The organism is Streptomyces sp. NPDC111802 (assembly GCF_055634335.1).
Genome location: NZ_JBVKCZ010000024.1, coordinates 1 through 18,256 on the forward strand (window position 1 = coordinate 1; position 18,256 = coordinate 18,256).

Sequence of the window (18,256 nt, forward strand, 5' to 3'; positions counted from 1 at the left end):
GGGAGGCGCAAATAGGTATTGATCGAGTGTAACTACTCGAACCGATCAGGCCACACAAGCGACTTATGCACACAAGACGTTCCTAAACGCCCTCTTAGCGCGCGTCAGACGAGGGCGGCGGCCTCTCGGGGGGAGAGCCCGCCGCCCTGCGCGTACGCCGCCTCGAAGGCCTCGTCACCGAGCAGCTCGCGCAGCGTCTTCGTGGCCCTGGCGTGCGTCGCGCGTTCCACGGTCGTCGGGGCATGGCTGTCCGGCAGCAGCGCGTCGCCTGCGGCGAGGCAGCGGGCCCCGTCACCGGCGCGGCTCCCGCCGTCGACACCGGCCAGGGCGACCGCGGCGAGGTGCAGGTACATCGCGCGCATGTGCGGGGCGATGGTCTGCGACAGGGGGTCCTCGGCCCGCTCCAGGGCCAGGCGGACCTTGGCCAGACAGGCCTCGTAACGGCCGTCGGCCGCCTCCACGAAGGCCTCTCCGCCGAGGATGAAGGCGTCGAAGATGATGAAGTGGGCGATCTTGAACTGCTCGCGCAGCAGCTGGATCTGCTCGCGTGCCTCGGCGGTGCGGCCGGCCAGGGAGAGCCACCCGGCGAGGGCCAGCCGCGCGAAGGGCATCGCCTCGTTGCTCGCGCCCTCCTGTCCCGCGATCACCTCGCGCAGCATCCGTTCGCCGCGCTCGGACTCTCCCGACTCCAGCAGCGCACTGCCGAGCCGGGCCTTGAGCACCTCGCCCTGCGCGCGGGCGCCGAGCCGCTCGGCGATCTCGATCGCCGCCCGGTAGTCGGCGCCGGCCAGGTCGAAGCGGCCCTTGCGCTCATGGGACTCGGCCCGCGCGGAGAAGGCCTCGGCGGTGCCCCACAGATCGCCGAGGCGCCGGTAGATCTCCAGCGACTCCTCGGCGTCCCGGGTCGCGTCGCCCGCCCAGTCGCTGCGGTTGGCGTACAGATTGGCCCGCCACTGGAGGCTGGAGGCCAGCTCCCAGTCGTAGCCGGGCGTCTCGCGGGAGGTACGGACGGTGGCGTCGACGACCGTCCGCAGCCGCTCCACGTCGCCGGAGAGCATGACGGCGAAGAACCAGAGCATGCCGGGGACACGGCAGGTCTGCGGCATGCCCGGCCGGTAGGTGGCGGCGATGGACCGCAGCTTCGTCTGCGCCTCGGGGGTCTGCCAGGCGTCCAACTCGGTGTCCATGCACGCCAGATGGACCAGGTGGGTACCACGCCGGGCCTCTTCGAGGACCTCTCCGGTCCAGGGGGGCGGGTTGTCGGTGCAGCGCTCGTAGACGGGTGCGGCGGGGCGGGGTTGGTCGGGGAACGGGTCCGGGCCCAGGGCCATGACCTCGCGGGACCAGTTGCGGGCCTCTATGCGCAGGTCGCGCATCTGCCAGTACCAGGCAAGCGACAGGAGCAGGCACATCGCCTCCTGCTCCTCGCGGCCGGCGACGGCGAACCGCAGGGCGGTGCGCAGGTTCTCGGACTCGCGCTCCAGCCGCTCGACGGCGGCGAGCTGGCCGGGGCCGCGCAGCAACGGGTCGGTGGTGCGGGCGAGTTCGCGGTAGTACGTCAGATGCGCGCGACCGGCCTCCGCCCGCCGACCGGTCTCGTCGAGCCGCTCGCCCGCGTACTCGGCGACCGTCTCCAGCAGCCGGTAGCGCATCTCGCCGTCGCCCGAAGGGGCCGCCACCACGAGGGACTTGTCGACGAGCGAGCCCAGCGCCTCCAGGGCGACCGGCCCGCACACGGCCTCGGCGGCGGCGAGGTCGCATCCGCCGGCGAAGACGGACAGCCGCCGCAGCACCTCCCGTTCGCCCTCGTCCAGCAGCTCCCAGGACCAGTCGACGACCGCGCGGAGGGTCTGCTGGCGGGGCAGGACGGTACGGCTGCCGGAGGTGAGCAGCCGGAAGCGGTCGTCGAGCCGGTCGGCGATCTGGCGTGGAGTCAGCATGCGCAGCCGGGCGGCGGCGAGCTCGATGGCGAGGGGCAGGCCGTCGAGCCGCCGGCAGATCTCCGCGCACGCCGCGGCGGTCTCCTCGTCGGCCCCGATCCGGAACCCCGGCCGCGCCGCCGCTCCCCGGTCGGCGAGCAGCCGCAGCGCGACCGGCTGGGGCAGCGGGTCCACCGGCCGCAGCAACTCCCCCGGTACGCCGAGCGGTTCACGGCTGGTGGCCAGCACCGTCAGTCCGGGGCAGCGCTCCAGCAGCTCCTCCACGAGCCGGGCGGCGGCCTCGACGACATGCTCGCAGTTGTCGAGGATCAGCAGCATGCGGCGCTTGCCGCAGTGCTCGGCGAGCCGCTCGACGGGGTCGTCGTACCGCTCGTTCCCCGCCCGCATGGCCTCGGCGCCTGCGCCGTACAGCACGGTCTCACGGGCGCCGACGGCGGTGAGCACGGCCTCCGGTACGGCCCCGGGGTCGTCGACCGGCGCGAGCTCGGCCAGCCACACCCCGTCCGGCGCACCGTCCCCCACGGTCTCGGCGGCCTCCTGCGACAGCCGCGTCTTGCCGGCCCCACCGGGGCCGAGCAGGGTGACGAGCCGGGCGGTGGTCAGGTCGCCCCGGATGGCATCGATGTCGCCTTCGCGGCCGACGAACGAGGTGAGGCGGGCGCGCAGGTTCCCCGGCGCCACGGTCGCGGCACGGGCGTCTGGGGCACGCGCGTCTGAGGGGGCGGTCGGGGCGTTCGGGGTGTGCGCGTCGGCGGGAGCGGTCATGACGCGGACGATGCCGACGGCCGGCGCATCGGGAACACCGGGCCCGTCGGCGGCGGTCGTGGCGCGGGCCGCGCCTGTGCCGCCAGCCCCGAATGCCGTACGGCGCACCGCGCCACCGGCGGCCCCGGCACCGTACGCTCCGGCCTCGCGGCCGGATCCCATGGGCCGGCCCGAGCCGTCCCCGGGCCCGTCCTCCGTCGGCCGCAGCAACTCCCCGTGCAGCGACCGCAGCTCCGGTCCCGGGTCCGAGCCGAGCCGGTCCGCCAGGAGTCGTCGTACATCTTCGTAGGCGGCCAGGGCCTCCGCGGTGCGGCCCGCGTCGCGCAGGGCGCGCAGGCGCAGGGCCTGGAGGGGTTCGTCCAGCGGGTGCGTGTCGCACAGGCCGGTCAGCTCGGGCAGGGACTGTTCGGCGTGGCCGAGGGCGAGGGCGGCGGCGTGCCGGGTGCGCAGGGCGTCGAGCCGGCGGGTCTGCTGACGGGCCGCCTCGGCGGTGTGATCGGGCAGGTCGGCGAGGGCGGGGCCGTGCCACAGGGCGAGGGCGTCGTCCAGGATGCCGGCCGCCTTGGCGGGGTCGCCGTCGGCCAACGCGCGCGTGCCCTCGCCGACGAGCCGCTCGAACCGGTGCAGGTCGATGTCGTCGGGCGTGGCGGCGAGCCGGTATCCGCCCTCCGCCGAGACGATCGCGTCCGCCCCGAGGGCCCGCCGCAGCCGCCCCACGAGCGCCTGCAGCGCGCCCGTCGCGTCGGCGGGCGGCTCCCCGCCCCACACCTCGTCGACCAGCAGCCCCACGGGGACGGTCCGGCCGGCCCGCAGCGCCAGCACGGCCAGCAGAGCGCGAAGCCGCGCCCCGCCGACCGGAACGGGGCGGCCGTCGGGGCGAAGTACCTGGGTGGTGCCGAGGATGCGATAGCGCACGGGATCCATTGTCTCTGGTGGGGTGGGCGACGGTCACAGGGTTGGGCGGCGGGGCGCGGCGGCGGCAGTGTGCGTGCCCCCACCCTCCACGGAACCACCGCCCCACCGCGAGACGTTTTCCCCGTACGCCCGGTACGGTCGGGCAGGTCCCCACGCGGTCCCGCGCGTGCACAAGAGCTCAGGGAGCCCCATGACCACCGCCCTCACCCGCCGCAGCGAGCGGCGGATCAGCCCCGTCTTCGTCGGGATCCTGGCCGTCACCGCGGTGACGGGCTGGGCCACCTGGACCGGGTTCGCCGAGCAGCCGGGGCTGGCCGTGTTCCTGTTCGTGACGGCCGCCTGGATCGTGTCCCTGTGTCTGCACGAGTACGCACACGCGCGTACCGCCCTGCACAGCGGCGACATCTCGGTCGGCGCGAAGGGCTATCTCACGCTCAACCCGCTGAAGTACACGCACGCCCTGCTCAGCATCGTGCTCCCGGTCATCTTCGTGATCATGGGCGGTATCGGTCTGCCGGGTGGCGCCGTCTTCATCGAGCGCGGGCGGATCCGGGGCCGCTGGCGGCACAGTCTGATCTCGGCCGCCGGACCGCTGACCAATGTGCTCTTCGCCGTCGTGTGCACGGCCCCGTTCTGGCTGGACGCGCTGGACGGCGTCCCGCGCGACTTCCGCTTCGCGCTCGCCTTCCTCGCCCTGCTCCAGGTCACGGCCGCGATCCTGAACTTCCTGCCGGTCCCGGGCCTGGACGGCTACGGCGTGATCGAGCCCTGGCTGTCGCACGACATCAAGCGCCAGGTGGAGCCGTTCGCCCCGTTCGGGCTGCTGTTCGTGTTCGCGCTGCTGTGGGTGCCGTCGATCAACAGCGCGTTCTTCGACGTGATCGACGCGATGCTGCGCGGGCTGGGCATCAGCGACTTCGACACATACTGCGGTTTCGACATGTTCCGCTTCTGGCAGGACCAGAACGAGCTCTGCACGATCGGCTCGTGACGTCGATCAGCCGGTCACGGAGTCCCGCCGGGCGTGCCTGGCCCGCTTGAGGTAGTACCAGGTCATGTTCGACGACAGCCCCGCCAGCAGCACCCACACGATCCCGAGCCAGCTGCCCTGCGCGAAGGAGACCACGGCCGCGGCCACGGCGAGCACACAGACGATCAGGGCATAGACACCAAGGCGGGGCATTTCACTCGGCTCCTTCGGGGGACACTGCTACCCGACCAGTGTCCCCCATCCCCTCATACGTCCGTGACGCGGAGCCCCGCGTGCGCCTTGTAGCGGCGGTTCACCGAGATCAGGTTCGCGACCAGCGACTCCACCTGGTGGGCGTTGCGCAGCCGTCCCGAGAAGATGCCGCGCATGCCCGGGATACGGCCCGCCAGCGCCTGGACGATCTCCACATCGGCGCGCTCTTCGCCCAGCACCATGACGTCCGTGTCGACCTCCTCGATCTCCGGGTCCTGGAGCAGGACCGCCGACAGATGGTGGAAGGCCGCCGTCACCCGCGAGTCCGGCAGCAGGGCGGCCGCCTGCTCGGCCGCGCTGCCCTCCGCCGGCTTCAGCGCGAAGGCGCCCTTCTTGTCGAAGCCGAGCGGGTTGACGCAGTCGACGACCAGCTTCCCGGCCAGTTCCTCGCGCAGCGACTCCAGCGTCTTGCCGTGGCCCTCCCACGGCACGGCGACGATCACGATGTCGCTGCGCCGCGCGCACTCGGCGTTGTCGGCGCCCTCGACGCCGTGCCCGAGCTCCTCGGCGGCGGCCTGGGCGCGCTCGGCGGCCCGCGAGCCGATGATCACCTTCTGGCCGGCCCGGGCGAGCCGGTAGGCCAGGCCCTTGCCCTGCGGCCCGGTCCCGCCGAGCACGCCGACGACGAGCCCGGAGACGTCCGGGAGGTCCCAGGGGTCCTTGGCCGGGGCCTTCGCGGGGGCGTCGGTGGGCTGCTGTGCACTGTCGGTAGAGGTCATGGGCCGACTTTACGTCCGCCTCGTCCGCCCCGATGGCTCAGGTGAGGCGGCTCACGGGCACCCGCCGGAAGGTGATGCTCTCGTACGGCCCGAAGTCGCCCGTCTCGTAGAGGAGTCCGACCGTGTCGTCGTCGATCCGGACGAGATCCGAGTACGCGGCGGGCAGCCCGTCCGCCGTGTAGGCGGACCGCCAGGTGACGCCGTGGTCGGTGGAGGCGCGGATGGTCATCAGGGCGCGGGCGGCGGGGTCGGCGGGGCCGGAGAAGAGCAGGACGTCGGGGTCGCGGAGCTGGAGCACACTGCCCTCGCAGATGGGCGCGGTGAGACCGGCCTGCGGACGGAAGGGTTTCACCAGCGTCGCACCGCCGTCGGCGGAGTAGGCGTCGGCGCGGTTACCGGGGGACGGGGAGTCGTTGCGGGTGTTGAAGTAGACGCGGCCGTCGGGGAGTTCGGCGGCGGTGGTCTCGTTGACGTTGATGTAGCCGTCGGTGTTCTCGTCGATGTAGCCGATCCGCCAGGTGTCACCGCGGTCGTCGCTGAGCAGGCAGTGGCCGCTGTTGTACCGGGCCTCCGTGCCGATGTCGTCGTCGGTGGGCGGGATGGTGTGGTTGGCGGGGACGACGACCCGGCCGGTGCTCAGCTGGATGGCGTGGCCGGGCGTGGTGGCGTACCACCGCCACGCCGGCTTCTTCACCTGCGCGGTGATCTCCTTCGAGCTCGACCAGGTGACGCCGTCGTCGTCGCTGTGGCGCACCCAGATCCGGCGGCCGTCGGCGTCGCTCACCTCGCCGCGCAGGATGTCGGCCTCGGTGGCGGTGGCGTGGTTGCGGATGTAGACGAGCAGGATCCGGCCGGTGTCGAGGACGACGGGGGCGGGGTTGCCGGCGAGGTGCCAGTTGTTGTCGGCGACCACTCTGAGGGGGCCCCAGGTGCGGCCGCCGTCCGTCGACCGCCTCAGCACGATGTCGATGTGGCCGTGGTCGCTGGCGGAGTCGACCCGGCCCTCGCAGAAGGCGAGCACCGTGCCCTCACCACTGACGACGACGGCCGGGATACGGAAGGAGGCATACCCCTCCCGGCCCGCACGGAACGGAACAGTGGTCTCGGTCATCGTCGGACTCCTCACCATGGCCGCCGGGCCCTCTGCTTCCCCATGCCGGGCGAATTCTCGGTGAACTCCCGGTCACGAGTGGTCGGCTACGGCAGGATGCGGTCGCATGGATGCCGTACGGGTCGCGTTGCTGCGCGAAGTGCTCGCCGGGACCGAGTGGTTGGGGGTCACCCGGCGGTTCGCGGGGGCGCTGCGGGCGTCGGCGGTGGCGCACGGGGGCGGGCTGCTGCTGGTGGGCACGCGGGAGTACGAGCCGTGGCATCTGGCGGCGCATCTGGTGGACGAGGCCGCGTGGTCGGGCACGCCGGAGCTGGCCCCGACGCTTGTACGGCACGACGCGCGCGCCTCGGATCCGGCGCATCTGGCCGTCGGGCTCGGGCGGTTGGCGGCGGCGCGCCGCGGGGAGACGCTGCTGGTGGTGTCGCCGGGGGCGTCAGGGCCGGGGGCGCCGCTCCTCGAACGGGTGCACGACGCCCGGCGGGCCGGCGCGACGGTACTGGCGCTCGGCACCGGCGAGGGCGAGCTGACGACGATGGCCCACGAGAGACTGGTCGTGCCGGAGGGCGCGGAACTGGACCTGGACACCGTCCAGCACCTGGTGAGCGCGGCGGCCGGCGAGAACGCGGTGCCCTCTCCGAGGGGGCGCCGCCGCTTCAGGGACCGACTGGCACGACTGGCGGAGTCCTTGACGGCACCGCCGCCTGCGCGCTGGTGAGCTGCGGAGCCCGCTGGGGTTCCTCCTACACGCCGACGGTGCCTCTCGGCGCCGGCCCAGGCAATCTCAGCCCGTCCGGCGTTTGAGGACGAGGCCCGTTCAGGGCCGAAGCGGGGGTCTGGGGGCCGCAGGCCCCCAGGGACCGGGGTCGAAGGGGCAGCGCCCCTGGAGGACGGGTCGGGTAGGGGCGGCGGGGGCGAAACTCCATGACCGGCGCCTCGTCGCAAAACCGTTTGCCTCCGGCACCCACCCACCCGACCATGACCCCTCGTGACCGACGACTCCCCCACCCCCACCCCACCTCGCTCCCGCCTGCGCTCCGTACTCCCCGACCTCACCCCCTGGCGGGCCTCCGCCGACTTCCGGCGGCTGTGGCTGGCGGGGCTGGTCTCCTACTTCGGCAGCTTCCTGACCTTCGTCGCGCTGCCCGTGCAGATCAAGGAGCTCACCGGGTCCGCAGCCGCGGTCGGCGCGATCGGGGCGGTGGAGCTGGTGCCGTTGATCGTGTTCGGGCTGTACGGCGGCGCGCTCGCCGACGCGCTCGACAAGCGGAAGCTGATCGTGTGGACGGAGGTGGGGCAGGCGCTGCTGAGCGCGGCGCTGCTGGTCAACGCACTGCTGCCGAGCCCCGCCTGCTGGCCGCTGTACGTCGTCGCGGCCCTGTCCTCCGCGCTGGTCTCGGTGCAACGCCCGGCCCTGGACGCCCTGTTGCCCCGTATCGTCGCCCACGACCACCTCCCGGCCGCGGCCTCGCTCAACGCCCTGCGCTGGCAGGTCGGCGGTGTCGCGGGCCCCGCCCTGGCCGGTGTGGTCGTCGCGTACGCGGGGCTCGGCTGGGCGTACGGCGTGGATCTGGTGACCTTCGTCGTCTCGGTCGGGTTCGTCGTCGGCCTCGCCTCCTCCCCGGCCTCCTACCAGGCCGCGAAGCCGACCCTGAAGGCCGTCGCCGAGGGCGCCCGCTACGCCTGGAGCCGCAAGGAGCTGCTCGGCACGTACGTCATCGACATCGCGGCGATGCTCTTCGCGCTGCCGCTGGCGGTACTGCCCTTCCTCGCGGACGAGTTGAACGCGCCCTGGTCGCTCGGGCTGATGTACGCCGCCGTCCCGGCCGGCGCGATGCTGGTGAGCCTGACCAGCGGCTGGACCTCGCGGGTGCACCGGCACGGGCGGGCGGTCGTGCTGTCGGCCGCCCTGTGGGGCGTGGCCATCACAGCCGCCGGCATGTCCCGCAACGTATGGCTGGTGCTGCTGTTCCTGATCCTCGGCGGCGCCGCCGACATGGTCAGCGGCGTCTTCCGCGGGGTGATGTGGAACCAGACGATCCCGGACGAGCTGCGCGGCCGGCTCGCCGGGATCGAGCTGCTGTCGTACTCCGTGGGCCCGCAGCTGGGCCAGACCTACATGGGCGGTGTGGCGGCCTGGCGGGGCGTGCGGACGGCCGTCTGGTTGGGCGGGCTGCTGTGTGTCGGCGCGGTGGGGCTGCTGGCGCTGTGTCTGCCGAAGCTGATGACGTACGACGCGCGCACGAACGAGCACGCGGTACGGCTGCGGGAGCAGCGGTCGGCGGCAGCAGCCGCACCGGCGCAGGCGCCGGCGAAGGGCTGACCGGTCGGGGTCAGTCCTCTTCCCTCGGGCCCGTCGGGGCGTCGTGCCACCTGGGGTCGTTCTCCCACTCCAGGTTGCGCTCCCGGGCCAGGTCCATCGCCTGCTGGGCCTCCTGACGGCTGGCGTACGGTCCGAAGCGGTCCTTGGCCGGGCACTCCGGGCCCTCCTCGACCTTCTTGTGGACGAGGCAGTAGTACCACTCGCCGGGCTTGCCGACCGTGCGCTTCTTGAACAGGGCCATGACCCGCTCCTTTCGCCTGAGATCGCCACGGTCATGGTCCCCCATGGCGGCTGTCTTAGACTCGCTGGCATGTCTGGCCAGTCGCTGCTCGTACCAGGGGACCTGTCTCCCACCCGTTCCGTACCCGGAAACATCCGTCGGCCCGAATACGTCGGCAAGCCCGCGCCGACCCCGTACACCGGCCCCGAGGTGCAGACCCCGGAGACCATCGAGGCGATGCGGGTCGCCGGACGGATCGCCGCGCGGGCGATGGCCGAGGCGGCGAAGCTGATCGCCCCCGGCGTGACGACGGACGAGCTGGACAGGGTGGCGCACGAGTACATGTGCGACCACGGCGCCTATCCCTCGACGCTCGGCTACCGCGGCTTCCCGAAGTCCCTGTGCACCAGCGTCAACGAGGTCATCTGCCACGGCATCCCGGACTCGACGGTCCTGCGCGACGGCGACATCGTCAACCTCGACGTGACGGCGTACATCGGCGGGGTGCACGGCGACAACAACGCCACGTACCTGGTGGGCGACGTGGACGAGGAGAGCCGCCTGCTGGTGGAGCGCACCCGGGAGTCCCTGAACCGGGCGATCAAGGCGGTCAAGCCGGGCCGCCAGATCAACGTCATCGGCCGCGTCATCGAGTCGTACGCCAAGCGCTTCGGCTACGGCGTGGTCCGTGACTTCACCGGCCACGGCATCAACTCCTCCTTCCACTCGGGCCTGATCATCCCGCACTACGACAGCCCGCACGCGACGACGATGATCCAGCCCGGCATGACCTTCACGATCGAGCCGATGCTGACGCTGGGCACCCACGAGTACGACATGTGGGACGACGGCTGGACGGTCGTCACGAAGGACCGCAGGCGCACGGCTCAGTTCGAGCACACGCTGGTGGTGACGGAGACGGGGACGGAGATCCTCACGCTGCCCTGATCAACGAGCCCGCCCTGCCAGGGCGGGCTTTCTCTTGTACCCTTTTACCGACAGGGTGTCGGCAACCTATTGACTTAGGTAAGCCTTACTTCAGAGGATGTGCCCCATGGAGCCCTTCTCGACACTCATCCGCACCGCGTCCCATGAACAGCACGTGGAGGCGGAGACCTCGACGTTCATGAGCGACATGCTCGGCGGCAGGCTGGGCGTGGACGCGTACGCCCGGTACACCGAGCAACTGTGGTTCGTGTACGAGGCACTGGAGGCCGGTGCCGAGCGGCTGGCGTCGGACCCGGTGGCCGGTCCGTTCATCCGCCCGGAGCTGTTCCGGCTGGCGTCGCTGGAACGCGACCTGGCACATCTGCGAGGCCCCGATTGGCACTCGCTCATTTCCCCCCTGCCGGCCACCCGGGCCTACGCGGACCGGGTGCGGGAGTGCGCCGACGACTGGCCGGCCGGCTATGTCGCCCACCACTACACCCGGTACCTCGGCGACCTCTCCGGCGGCCAGATCATCCGCGACAAGGCGGAGAAGACCTGGGGTTTCGCACGCAAGGGTGATGGCGTCCGGTTCTATGTCTTCGAGGAGATCTCCAACCCGGCGGCCTTCAAGCGGAGTTACCGCGAGCTGCTGGACGCGGTCCGTGCGGACGATCTGGAGAAGCAGCGGATCGTGGCCGAGTGCAAGCGGGCGTTCGCGCTGAACACCGCGGTGTTCCGGGCGCTGGGCGAGGAGTTCCCGCTGTCGGCATGAGCGCCGCCGCCCTCACCGCCGGGGCCGCAGACCACCGGCGTCCGCCTTCCAGCTGTCGCACGCGGCACGCAGCACGGCATCGGCCCGGGCCCGCCGGGTACGGGCGTCTTCCCTGACCTTGTCGAGCTCCGGCCGGCCCGCCTCCCGGGCCTGCGCCAGTTCGGCTTCGGCGCGCGTGATCTCCGCGACGAGCTCGGCTTCCTGAGCCTCCTGCCGACGCAGGAACTCCTTGTGCCGCAGCACCTGGTTGCGGATGTCCTCGACCAGGTCGTACACGGCGACCTCCCGGTCCCGCGGGTAGTGCTCACTGCGGGAGGTGCCGTCGGCGCGCGTCACCCGTACATGGACGTTGTCGCGCGTGTGACCGAGCTCGACGGCGATACCGGCCAGCGGCAGCCTCTCCTCGACCGATGCCCGGGTGACGCCCTCGCTCCCGGACGCCTCGTTCCTCATGAACAGCAGGACGTGCTCGTGCAGTTCCAGCGGCCACAACCACCGCTCGGGGCGCACCGCTTGACCCTGCCCGGGTTTCGGCAGCGCCGCCCGCGCCGCCCGTAACTCCTGTACGCGTTGCCGGTACGGGCCGATCCTGTCCGACCAGCGGCGTTCCGCGTCCGTCACGCTCTGACGGGCCCGCTCGTGCGCGGTCCGCCGTTCACCGCGGGCCTCGGACAGAGCCCGCCGTGCCTCGCGTTCCTCGGCGCCGCGACCGAAGGCGTACCGCATTCTGCCCGGTGCGCACGGATACAGCAGAAGCCGGACGAGGCCGACCACCACAACCACCAGCAGCACCAGAACGATCACGGTCCACACCGGTTGCCCCCCTGTGCCCGCCGGCCGACGGGCCCAGTGTGACGGCATCGCCCGGACCGCACCAGATGTCAGCGCTCCAGGACCACCCGGCCGCCGAGCTCGACCCAGTCACCGGGCTGAGGAGCCGTCAGCAGCTGTGAGCCCGCGCCCTGCGTGATGTTGAGCGCCCGGCCCAGCTGGTGGGTGAGCTGGATGGCCGCGGCACCGGTCGCCTCGTCCTCCTCGACCCCGTCGCCCCGGCCGGGAAACCCTCGGGCCCGGACCCGTCCGGCGGCCTCGTCCTCCCAGGCCCAGGCGTAGATCCACTCCCCGGGCGAAGGCACCGGCAGGCCGTCGACCTCGCCGGCGCTCCCGTACTGCCGCAGCGTGCGCGGCAGCGCCCACTCCGGCCGCGCCTCGATCCAGCAGAACTCCCCGTCGATCCGGGCGCCCACCACACCGGCGGGCGTGACCAGTTCGGGCACGTCGAGCAGCCAGGCCGTGCCGACGCAGGGGTAACCGGCGAAGGGCAGACGCAGGGAGGGCGTGTAGATGTCGATGACCCCGCGCTCGGGGTCGTCCACGAACACGGTCTCGCTGAAACCGAGCTTCGCCGCGAACGCCTGCCGCTCCCCGGCGTCCGGGATCACGGATCCGTCGCGGACGACGCCGAGCTCGTTGCCGTATCCACCGGTCGGCCCGCAGAACACCCGGAGGACGTCGTAGTCAGTCACTTGGGAATTGAAGCATCAGCCGGACGGCGAGGCCGTCCCAGGAGGCGACTCCGCCAGGGAGGGCTCGAAGCGGGTGGGGGGCACACCGTAGAGCAACGAGGCGATCGTGTCGGCGCACGCCCCCGGCGGCCGGGGCGTCGCGGCGCGTGCCGCCGGCTGCCGCATGCGGCGCTCGCGCCCCTCGGTCACCTCGTCGGCCGTCCGCCGCCAGTCCGCCTCGTCAGGCACCTGGCTCAGCTCCACACACTCCGGCGTCCGCTCCCGCGCCGCGGCGCCGCCACCGCCCGGCGTCCGGTGGCGAGAGCGGACGCAGGGGGAGAACTCCGTGCCGGCCGCCTCCGGTCCAGATGCCCGGCGGGAAGCCGGTCCGGCGGGCCGACTCCCGGCGCCCGTCCCGAAGCGGGGCGATACAGACGCAGGTCCGGGCAGCAGCCCTCACCGGCCGACCGGCCCGGCGCCGCAGGCCGCCTCCCCCGCCGAGGTGAGCGATCTCGCCCCCCTGGTCGCCACCGGGGCGGAACCTTTGACCATTCTTTGACTTCTCTATGGGGTGGATTTTGGCCACTTAGGTAATCCTTATCTGCGTTAGGCGAGCCTCACCTTGCTTTGTGAGGCTCGTCACGCACACTTTCCGGCCACCACCTGGAGCCTTCATGCGCACCGCCAGACTCCCCGTCACCACCGCCATCGCCGCCGTGGCGGCGCTGACCGCCGTCACGGGCTGCACTGAGAAGGGCAGTTCGGCAGGGGACGACCGGGTCGTCAGCGTGACCGCGACGGACGACAAGTGCGAGGTGTCGAAGAAGGAGTTCCCCGCCGGGCACGTCGAACTCGCCATCGAGAACAAGGGCTCCAAGGTCACCGAGGTCTACATCCTCTTCCCGGACGACCGCATCGTCACCGAGCGCGAGAACATAGGCCCCGGCACCAAGCAGACCGTCACCGCCGAGGTGAAGGCGGGCGACTACACCATCGCCTGCAAGCCCGGAATGAAGGGCGACGGCATCCGGCAGACCGTGAAGGCCACCGGCAAGGGCACGGCCGCCAAGCGCGACCCGCGTCTCGACGAGGCCGTCGCCGCCTACCGCAAGTACGCCCAGGAGCAGGCCGACGAGACCCTGCCGCTCTCCGAGGCCTTCGCCAAGGCGGTCAAGGACGGGGACATCGAGGCCGCGAAGAAGGCCTACGCCACCTCCCGCATCGGCTGGGAGCGCACCGAGCCGGTCGCCGAGTCCTTCGGCGACATCGACCCCAAGGTCGACGTCCGCGAGGACGGCCTGGAGGACGGCCAGGACCCGGCCACGGACTGGACCGGCTGGCACCGGCTGGAGAAGTCCCTGTGGCAGGACAAGAAGATCGGCGACCGTGAGAAGGAGCTCGCCGACCAGCTGATCACGGACCTGAAGGACTGGCAGAACCGGGTCGGCAAGGCAGAGATCACCCCGACCTCCATGGCCAACGGCGCCAAGGAACTCCTCGACGAGGTCGCCACCGGCAAGGTCACCGGCGAGGAGGAGCGCTACTCGCACACCGACCTGGTCGACTTCAAGGCCAATGTCGAGGGCGCGCAGAAGGCGTACGAGCTGCTGAAGGCCGTCGCCCAGGAGAACGACCCGGCGCTGGTCACCGAGCTCGACAAGCAGTTCGGCGCGCTGAACACGCTGCTCGACAAGTACCGCACGGACAAGTCGTCGTACGACTTCACCTCGTACGACAAGGTCGGCAAGGCCGACCGCAAGGAGCTCTCGGACGGTGTCAACGCGCTCGCGGAGCCGCTGTCCAAGCTCGCCGCCGCCGTCGCCGCAAAGTAGGGACTGTCATGACGGAATCGACCGACGCCGCGACTCCCACCCGGCGTGCGCTGATCGGATGGGGCGGTGCCGGGCTCGCGCTCGGTGCTGTCGCGGCCGGCGGCACAGTGGCCATGACCCGCACCGGCGAGGACGTGGCTCCGGCCGCCGAGACGGGCGCCGCGATCGACTTCCACGGCGCCCGCCAGGCGGGCATCGCCACCCCGGTGCAGGACCGGCTGCACTTCGCTGCGTTCGACGTGACGACCGACGACCGCGCCGAGTTCGTGCAGATGCTGAAGGACTGGACGGCGGCGGCACGCCGGATGACCTCCGGACAGGCGGTCGGCGAGGGCGCGTACGGCGGGCTGGCCGAGGCGCCGCCGGACGACACCGGTGAGGCGCTCGGGCTGAAGCCGTCACGGCTGACGCTGACGATCGGCTTCGGGCCGTCCCTCTTCGAGAAGTACGGTGAGGCGTTCGGTATCGCGGACGCCCATCCGGAGGCCCTCACCGAGCTGCCGAAGTTCGCGGGCGACAACCTGGACAAGAACCGCAGCGGCGGCGACCTGTGCATCCAGGCCTGCGCCGACGACCCGCAGGTCGCCGTGCACGCGATCCGCAACCTGGCCCGCATCGGCTTCGGCAAGGTCGTCATCCGCTGGTCCCAGCTCGGCTTCGGCAAGACCTCCTCCACCACCCCCGATGAGCAGACCCCGCGCAACCTCATGGGCTTCAAGGACGGCACCCGCAACATCGCGGGCACCGAGACGGACCGTCTGAAGAAGTTCGTGTGGGTGGGCGAGAAGGACGGCCCGGAGTGGATGGCCGGCGGGTCCTACCTCGTCGCCCGGCGGATCCGCATGCACATCGAGACCTGGGACCGCACCTCCCTCCAGGAGCAGGAGGACATCATCGGCCGCGACAAGGGCGAGGGCGCCCCGGTCGGCAAGGCCAAGGAGCGTGACGAGCCGTTCCTGAAGGCGATGAAGCCCGACGCGCACGTCAAGCTCGCGCACCCGCACTCCAACGACGGGGCGACGATCCTGCGCCGCGGCTACTCCTTCACCGACGGCACCGACGGCCTGGGCCGCCTGGACGCGGGCCTGTTCTTCCTCGCCTACCAGCGCGACCCGCGCACCGGGTTCATCCGGATCCAGCGCAATCTGGCCCTCGACTCGCTCAACGAGTACATCCAGCACGTGGGTTCGGCGCTGTTCGCCGTCCCGCCCGGCGTCCGCGACAAGGACGACTGGTGGGGCAGCACGCTGTTCTCCAAGGAGGCGTGAGGGCCCGTGTTCTCCAACTATCTGATCGGTCTGCGCGAGGGGCTGGAGGCCAGCCTCGTCGTCTGCATCCTCATCGCCTACCTGGTGAAGACCGGCCGCAGGGACGCGCTGAAGCCCATCTGGATCGGCATCGGTGTCGCCCTCGCCCTCGCGCTCGGCTTCGGCTGCGCCCTCGAATTCGGCTCGCAGGAGCTGACGTTCGAGGCGCAGGAGGCGCTCGGCGGCACCCTGTCGCTCATCGCGGTGGGCCTGGTGACGTGGATGGTGTTCTGGATGCGGCGCACCGCCCGGCATCTGAAGGCCGAACTGCACGGCAAGCTGGACGCGGCCCTGCGGATGGGCACGGGCGCACTGGTCGCGACCGCGTTCCTGGCGGTCGGCCGGGAGGGCCTGGAGACCGCCCTGTTCGTGTGGGCGTCGGTGCGCGCGGCCGGTGACGGCACCCCGCGCCCGCTGATCGGTGCCGCCCTCGGCATCGCCACGGCGGTCCTGCTGGGCTGGCTCTTCTACCGGGGTGCGCTGCGCATCAACCTCGCCAAGTTCTTCACCTGGACCGGCGGCATGCTGGTCGTCGTGGCGGCGGGCGTGCTGGCGTACGGCTTCCACGATCTGCAGGAGGCGCGCTGGCTGCCGGGGCTGAGCAACAAGGCGTTCGACATCAGCGACACCATCGATCCCTCCAGTTGGTACGGCACCCTGCTGAAGGGCGTCTTCAACTTCCAGCCGGACCCGACCGTCCTCCAGGTCACGGTGTGGCTGCTGTACCTGATCCCGACGCTCGCGCTGTTCCTCGCACCGGTAGGGTTCGCCTCCGGGAAGGGGAAGGTGAAGGGACCTGATGAGCAGGGAACGCGGCCCTCGAAGGCTCCGCAGGCTTGACCGGAGCGCACTGATAGCTGCCTCGGTGACGGCTTTGTCGTTGACGGCGAGCGGATGCGTGGTGGTCCACGGGGAGAAGGAAGTGCTCCCCTCGGCCACCAAGGCGGAGGCCGCCAAGGCGCTCGAAGAGTTCACCGCCGCGTACAACAAGGCGGACAAGGCGTACGACAGCTCCCTCGACGCCGACCATGTCACCGGCGCCCTCGGCGACATCGACGCGGCGCGGCTGAAGGCCGGCAAGGCGGTCAGCCCCGAGGGCAACGCGGCGCACACCCCGCTGCAGCTGTCGGACGCCAAGTTCACGATCCCGAAGAAGGCGGGCTGGCCGCGCTGGTTCGTGGCCGACGCGGCCGCCAACAAGGGCGGCAAGGCGCGCTGGATCTTCGTGTTCACCCGCAGCGGCCTGGACGAGCCGTGGGAGGCGGCGTATCTGACGCTGCTGACCCCGGACGACGTACCGAAGTTCAAGACCGACAGGGACGGCTGGGCCGAGGACGTGCCCGCGAACTCGACCGAACTGGCCGTGCCGCCCGAGGACTTGAGCAAGGACTACGCGACGTACCTGAAGAGCGGCGGGGACGTCTTCGCCGCGGGCGGCAACACCAGCGGTTGGCGCACGGACCGGGCGGAGGACTCCGTCAAGCCCGGCCTGGTACGGCAGTACATCGACGAGCCGCTGACGAACGGCGACTACGCGCCGCTGGCGCTGCGCACCACGGACGGCGGCGCGCTGGTGTTCTTCACCACGCGCCACTACCAGAAGGAGACGGCCCACAGCGGCATCTCCGTGCCGACCCCGAACAAGGGCGTCCTCGCGCTGACGGAGGGCGAGATCAAGCAGTCGCTGACGCTGGAGTTCGTCTCCAACGAGGCGGCCCTGGTTCCGAAGGGCTCCGGGAAGGTGGACGTCCTCGGCCGGATCCAGGGCATGACGTCGGCGAAGGGCGAGTAGCCCGCCGCGCGAGGTCGACTCAGTGGCGCAGGGGCCAGGCCGTGGAGACGTGGTCCGGCTCCGCGCCGGCGTGGCGGGCGCCGGTGTCGGTGAGGACCTCCAGCAGGCTCAGCGGGTCGGGCAGCGGATGCTCCGGGCCACGAACCCAGTGCACTCCCTGCCCCTCGCCGGGCAGCCGCGCGGGCGGTACGAGGACGTACGACCCCCGGCAGTGCCAGCGCAGCCCCGGGTGCTCGTCCGCGGTCTCCGGGTGGCAGTCCAGCTCGCAGGGCCACCACTCGTCCTCGTCCTCGGGGGTGCCGCGGGTGAGGGTGAAGAACAGCAACCGGCCGTCGTCGCTCTCGGCGACGGGCCCGACCTCGATGCCCGCGTCGAGCAGTCGCTCCAGCGCCTCGCGCCCGGCCTCGATCGGCACGTCCAGGACGTCGTGCACCATGCCGGTGGCGGTGATGAAGTTGGCCTGGGGCTGGTGGCGGGCCCAGCGCTCGATCTGGGCGCGGTCGGTGGTGGACTGCGTCTGCCAGGCGAAGGACACCGGGTGCCGGGCCGGGGTGGGACAGCCGACCCGGTCACAGGAGCATCGGTAGCCGGCCGGGTGCGCGGCGGGCGCGAGGGGCAGCCCGGCCTCGGCGGCGGCGAGCAGCAGGGCCTCCCGGCCGCCGTCGTCGGCGGTCTCCTTCGGGCGGCGTCCGCGCAGCCACTGGGAGAGTTTGCCCTGTAGTCCGGTCCGGCCGCCCAACTCCGCGCTCATCTATCCCCTCGCCTCGCTGTCGTGCAAACAGCATGCCCTATGGTCCCACCATCGTGCGCCCCGGGGGGCCGTAGCGGACAACCGGGCCAGGTGGGGCGAGGTGCACACAGCCCGCGATCAGGGGTAATGGACCG

Annotated in this window: 18 protein-coding genes; 9 read left to right on the top strand and 9 right to left on the bottom strand. The window is 71.7% G+C overall.

The window, feature by feature from the left end; genetic code table 11:
* Positions 1–104: 104 nt before the first annotated feature.
* Positions 105–3,629 carry an AfsR/SARP family transcriptional regulator gene (locus ACZ7NC_RS25405; protein ID WP_471491503.1) on the bottom strand — a complete coding sequence of 1,175 codons (3,525 nt, stop codon included), beginning with the start codon at positions 3,627–3,629 and terminating at the stop codon, positions 105–107.
* Between the two features lie 181 nt (positions 3,630–3,810).
* Between ACZ7NC_RS25405 and ACZ7NC_RS25410 the strand changes: the two genes are divergently transcribed.
* On the top strand, positions 3,811–4,611 hold the full coding sequence (locus ACZ7NC_RS25410; RefSeq protein WP_471491504.1) for a site-2 protease family protein: 801 nt from the start codon (positions 3,811–3,813) through the stop codon (positions 4,609–4,611).
* Between the two features lie 6 nt (positions 4,612–4,617).
* Here the strand turns inward: ACZ7NC_RS25410 and ACZ7NC_RS25415 are convergent, their stop codons facing one another.
* From ACZ7NC_RS25415 to ACZ7NC_RS25425, 3 genes are read right to left on the bottom strand one after another with little or no spacing between them, the layout of a single operon-like run.
* On the bottom strand, positions 4,618–4,803 hold the full coding sequence (locus tag ACZ7NC_RS25415) for a hypothetical protein (RefSeq protein WP_471491506.1): 186 nt from the start codon (positions 4,801–4,803) through the stop codon (positions 4,618–4,620).
* Positions 4,804–4,856: 53 nt separating this feature from the next.
* Positions 4,857–5,582 (bottom strand): NADPH-dependent F420 reductase, encoded by a 726-nt coding sequence (gene npdG, locus ACZ7NC_RS25420; protein ID WP_471491507.1) that lies wholly within the window; start codon positions 5,580–5,582, stop codon positions 4,857–4,859.
* A 37-nt stretch (positions 5,583–5,619) separates the two neighbouring features.
* Complete coding sequence (locus ACZ7NC_RS25425; RefSeq protein ID WP_471491509.1) at positions 5,620–6,693, bottom strand: sialidase family protein; 1,074 nt, start codon at positions 6,691–6,693, stop codon at positions 5,620–5,622.
* Between the two features lie 106 nt (positions 6,694–6,799).
* Here ACZ7NC_RS25425 and ACZ7NC_RS25430 point away from each other — a divergent pair, with 106 nt between their 5' ends.
* Both ACZ7NC_RS25430 and ACZ7NC_RS25435 read left to right on the top strand, forming a co-directional pair.
* Entirely contained in the window at positions 6,800–7,408 is a 609-nt protein-coding gene (locus ACZ7NC_RS25430; RefSeq protein WP_471491510.1) for a hypothetical protein, read from the top strand.
* A 270-nt stretch (positions 7,409–7,678) separates the two neighbouring features.
* On the top strand, positions 7,679–9,013 hold the full coding sequence (locus tag ACZ7NC_RS25435; protein ID WP_471491511.1) for an MFS transporter: 1,335 nt from the start codon (positions 7,679–7,681) through the stop codon (positions 9,011–9,013).
* A gap of 10 nt (positions 9,014–9,023) precedes the next feature.
* Here ACZ7NC_RS25435 and ACZ7NC_RS25440 read toward each other — a convergent pair whose 3' ends face one another.
* Positions 9,024–9,254: a hypothetical protein gene (locus ACZ7NC_RS25440; protein WP_471491513.1), complete on the bottom strand. Its 231-nt coding sequence runs from the start codon at positions 9,252–9,254 to the stop codon at positions 9,024–9,026.
* A gap of 69 nt (positions 9,255–9,323) precedes the next feature.
* Between ACZ7NC_RS25440 and map the strand changes: the two genes are divergently transcribed.
* Positions 9,324–10,181 carry a type I methionyl aminopeptidase gene (gene map / locus ACZ7NC_RS25445; protein ID WP_471491515.1) on the top strand — a complete coding sequence of 286 codons (858 nt, stop codon included), beginning with the start codon at positions 9,324–9,326 and terminating at the stop codon, positions 10,179–10,181.
* Positions 10,182–10,287: 106 nt separating this feature from the next.
* The gene (locus ACZ7NC_RS25450) at positions 10,288–10,935 is read left to right on the top strand and encodes a biliverdin-producing heme oxygenase (RefSeq protein ID WP_471491516.1); all 648 of its coding nucleotides are present in this window, start codon (positions 10,288–10,290) and stop codon (positions 10,933–10,935) included.
* Between the two features lie 12 nt (positions 10,936–10,947).
* On the opposite strand, the gene ACZ7NC_RS25455 is transcribed toward ACZ7NC_RS25450, so the two are convergent.
* The 3 genes from ACZ7NC_RS25455 to ACZ7NC_RS25465 all read right to left on the bottom strand — a co-directional run bounded on the left by ACZ7NC_RS25455 (position 10,948) and on the right by ACZ7NC_RS25465 (position 12,689).
* Positions 10,948–11,739, bottom strand: coding sequence for a hypothetical protein (locus ACZ7NC_RS25455; RefSeq protein ID WP_471491518.1), 792 nt, complete (start codon positions 11,737–11,739; stop codon positions 10,948–10,950).
* Between the two features lie 77 nt (positions 11,740–11,816).
* Positions 11,817–12,461 (bottom strand): PhzF family phenazine biosynthesis protein, encoded by a 645-nt coding sequence (locus ACZ7NC_RS25460; RefSeq protein ID WP_471491520.1) that lies wholly within the window; start codon positions 12,459–12,461, stop codon positions 11,817–11,819.
* A 15-nt stretch (positions 12,462–12,476) separates the two neighbouring features.
* The gene (locus ACZ7NC_RS25465; RefSeq protein ID WP_471491522.1) at positions 12,477–12,689 is read right to left on the bottom strand and encodes a hypothetical protein; all 213 of its coding nucleotides are present in this window, start codon (positions 12,687–12,689) and stop codon (positions 12,477–12,479) included.
* A gap of 425 nt (positions 12,690–13,114) precedes the next feature.
* Here ACZ7NC_RS25465 and efeO point away from each other — a divergent pair, with 425 nt between their 5' ends.
* From efeO to ACZ7NC_RS25485, 4 genes are read left to right on the top strand one after another with little or no spacing between them, the layout of a single operon-like run.
* Entirely contained in the window at positions 13,115–14,272 is a 1,158-nt protein-coding gene (efeO, locus tag ACZ7NC_RS25470) for an iron uptake system protein EfeO (RefSeq protein ID WP_471491523.1), read from the top strand.
* Between the two features lie 8 nt (positions 14,273–14,280).
* Positions 14,281–15,540, top strand: a complete 1,260-nt coding sequence (gene efeB / locus ACZ7NC_RS25475) for an iron uptake transporter deferrochelatase/peroxidase subunit (RefSeq protein ID WP_471491525.1) — start codon at positions 14,281–14,283, stop codon at positions 15,538–15,540.
* Positions 15,541–15,546: 6 nt separating this feature from the next.
* The gene (efeU, locus tag ACZ7NC_RS25480; RefSeq protein ID WP_471491527.1) at positions 15,547–16,419 is read left to right on the top strand and encodes an iron uptake transporter permease EfeU; all 873 of its coding nucleotides are present in this window, start codon (positions 15,547–15,549) and stop codon (positions 16,417–16,419) included.
* A complete protein-coding gene (locus tag ACZ7NC_RS25485) occupies positions 16,379–17,371 on the top strand; it encodes an SCO2278 family lipoprotein (RefSeq protein ID WP_471491529.1) in 993 nt (330 codons plus the stop codon). The genes efeU and ACZ7NC_RS25485 overlap by 41 nt, the downstream gene beginning before the upstream one ends.
* A 19-nt stretch (positions 17,372–17,390) precedes the next feature.
* Here the strand turns inward: ACZ7NC_RS25485 and ACZ7NC_RS25490 are convergent, their stop codons facing one another.
* On the bottom strand, positions 17,391–18,122 hold the full coding sequence (locus tag ACZ7NC_RS25490; protein WP_471491530.1) for a bifunctional DNA primase/polymerase: 732 nt from the start codon (positions 18,120–18,122) through the stop codon (positions 17,391–17,393).
* Positions 18,123–18,256: the final 134 nt, after the last annotated feature.

Bases quoted from the DNA above. Each gene is read 5' to 3' on its own strand.
- ACZ7NC_RS25405 (WP_471491503.1), bottom strand. From the start codon at position 3,629: ATGGATCCCGTGCGCTATCGCATCCTCGGCACCACCCAGGTACTTCGC.
- ACZ7NC_RS25410 (WP_471491504.1), top strand. From the start codon at position 3,811: ATGACCACCGCCCTCACCCGCCGCAGCGAGCGGCGGATCAGCCCCGTC.
- ACZ7NC_RS25415 (WP_471491506.1), bottom strand. From the start codon at position 4,803: ATGCCCCGCCTTGGTGTCTATGCCCTGATCGTCTGTGTGCTCGCCGTG.
- npdG (WP_471491507.1), bottom strand. From the start codon at position 5,582: ATGACCTCTACCGACAGTGCACAGCAGCCCACCGACGCCCCCGCGAAG.
- ACZ7NC_RS25425 (WP_471491509.1), bottom strand. From the start codon at position 6,693: ATGACCGAGACCACTGTTCCGTTCCGTGCGGGCCGGGAGGGGTATGCC.
- ACZ7NC_RS25430 (WP_471491510.1), top strand. From the start codon at position 6,800: ATGGATGCCGTACGGGTCGCGTTGCTGCGCGAAGTGCTCGCCGGGACC.
- ACZ7NC_RS25440 (WP_471491513.1), bottom strand. From the start codon at position 9,254: ATGGCCCTGTTCAAGAAGCGCACGGTCGGCAAGCCCGGCGAGTGGTAC.
- map (WP_471491515.1), top strand. From the start codon at position 9,324: ATGTCTGGCCAGTCGCTGCTCGTACCAGGGGACCTGTCTCCCACCCGT.
- ACZ7NC_RS25450 (WP_471491516.1), top strand. From the start codon at position 10,288: ATGGAGCCCTTCTCGACACTCATCCGCACCGCGTCCCATGAACAGCAC.
- efeO (WP_471491523.1), top strand. From the start codon at position 13,115: ATGCGCACCGCCAGACTCCCCGTCACCACCGCCATCGCCGCCGTGGCG.
- efeB (WP_471491525.1), top strand. From the start codon at position 14,281: ATGACGGAATCGACCGACGCCGCGACTCCCACCCGGCGTGCGCTGATC.
- ACZ7NC_RS25485 (WP_471491529.1), top strand. From the start codon at position 16,379: ATGAGCAGGGAACGCGGCCCTCGAAGGCTCCGCAGGCTTGACCGGAGC.
- ACZ7NC_RS25490 (WP_471491530.1), bottom strand. From the start codon at position 18,122: ATGAGCGCGGAGTTGGGCGGCCGGACCGGACTACAGGGCAAACTCTCC.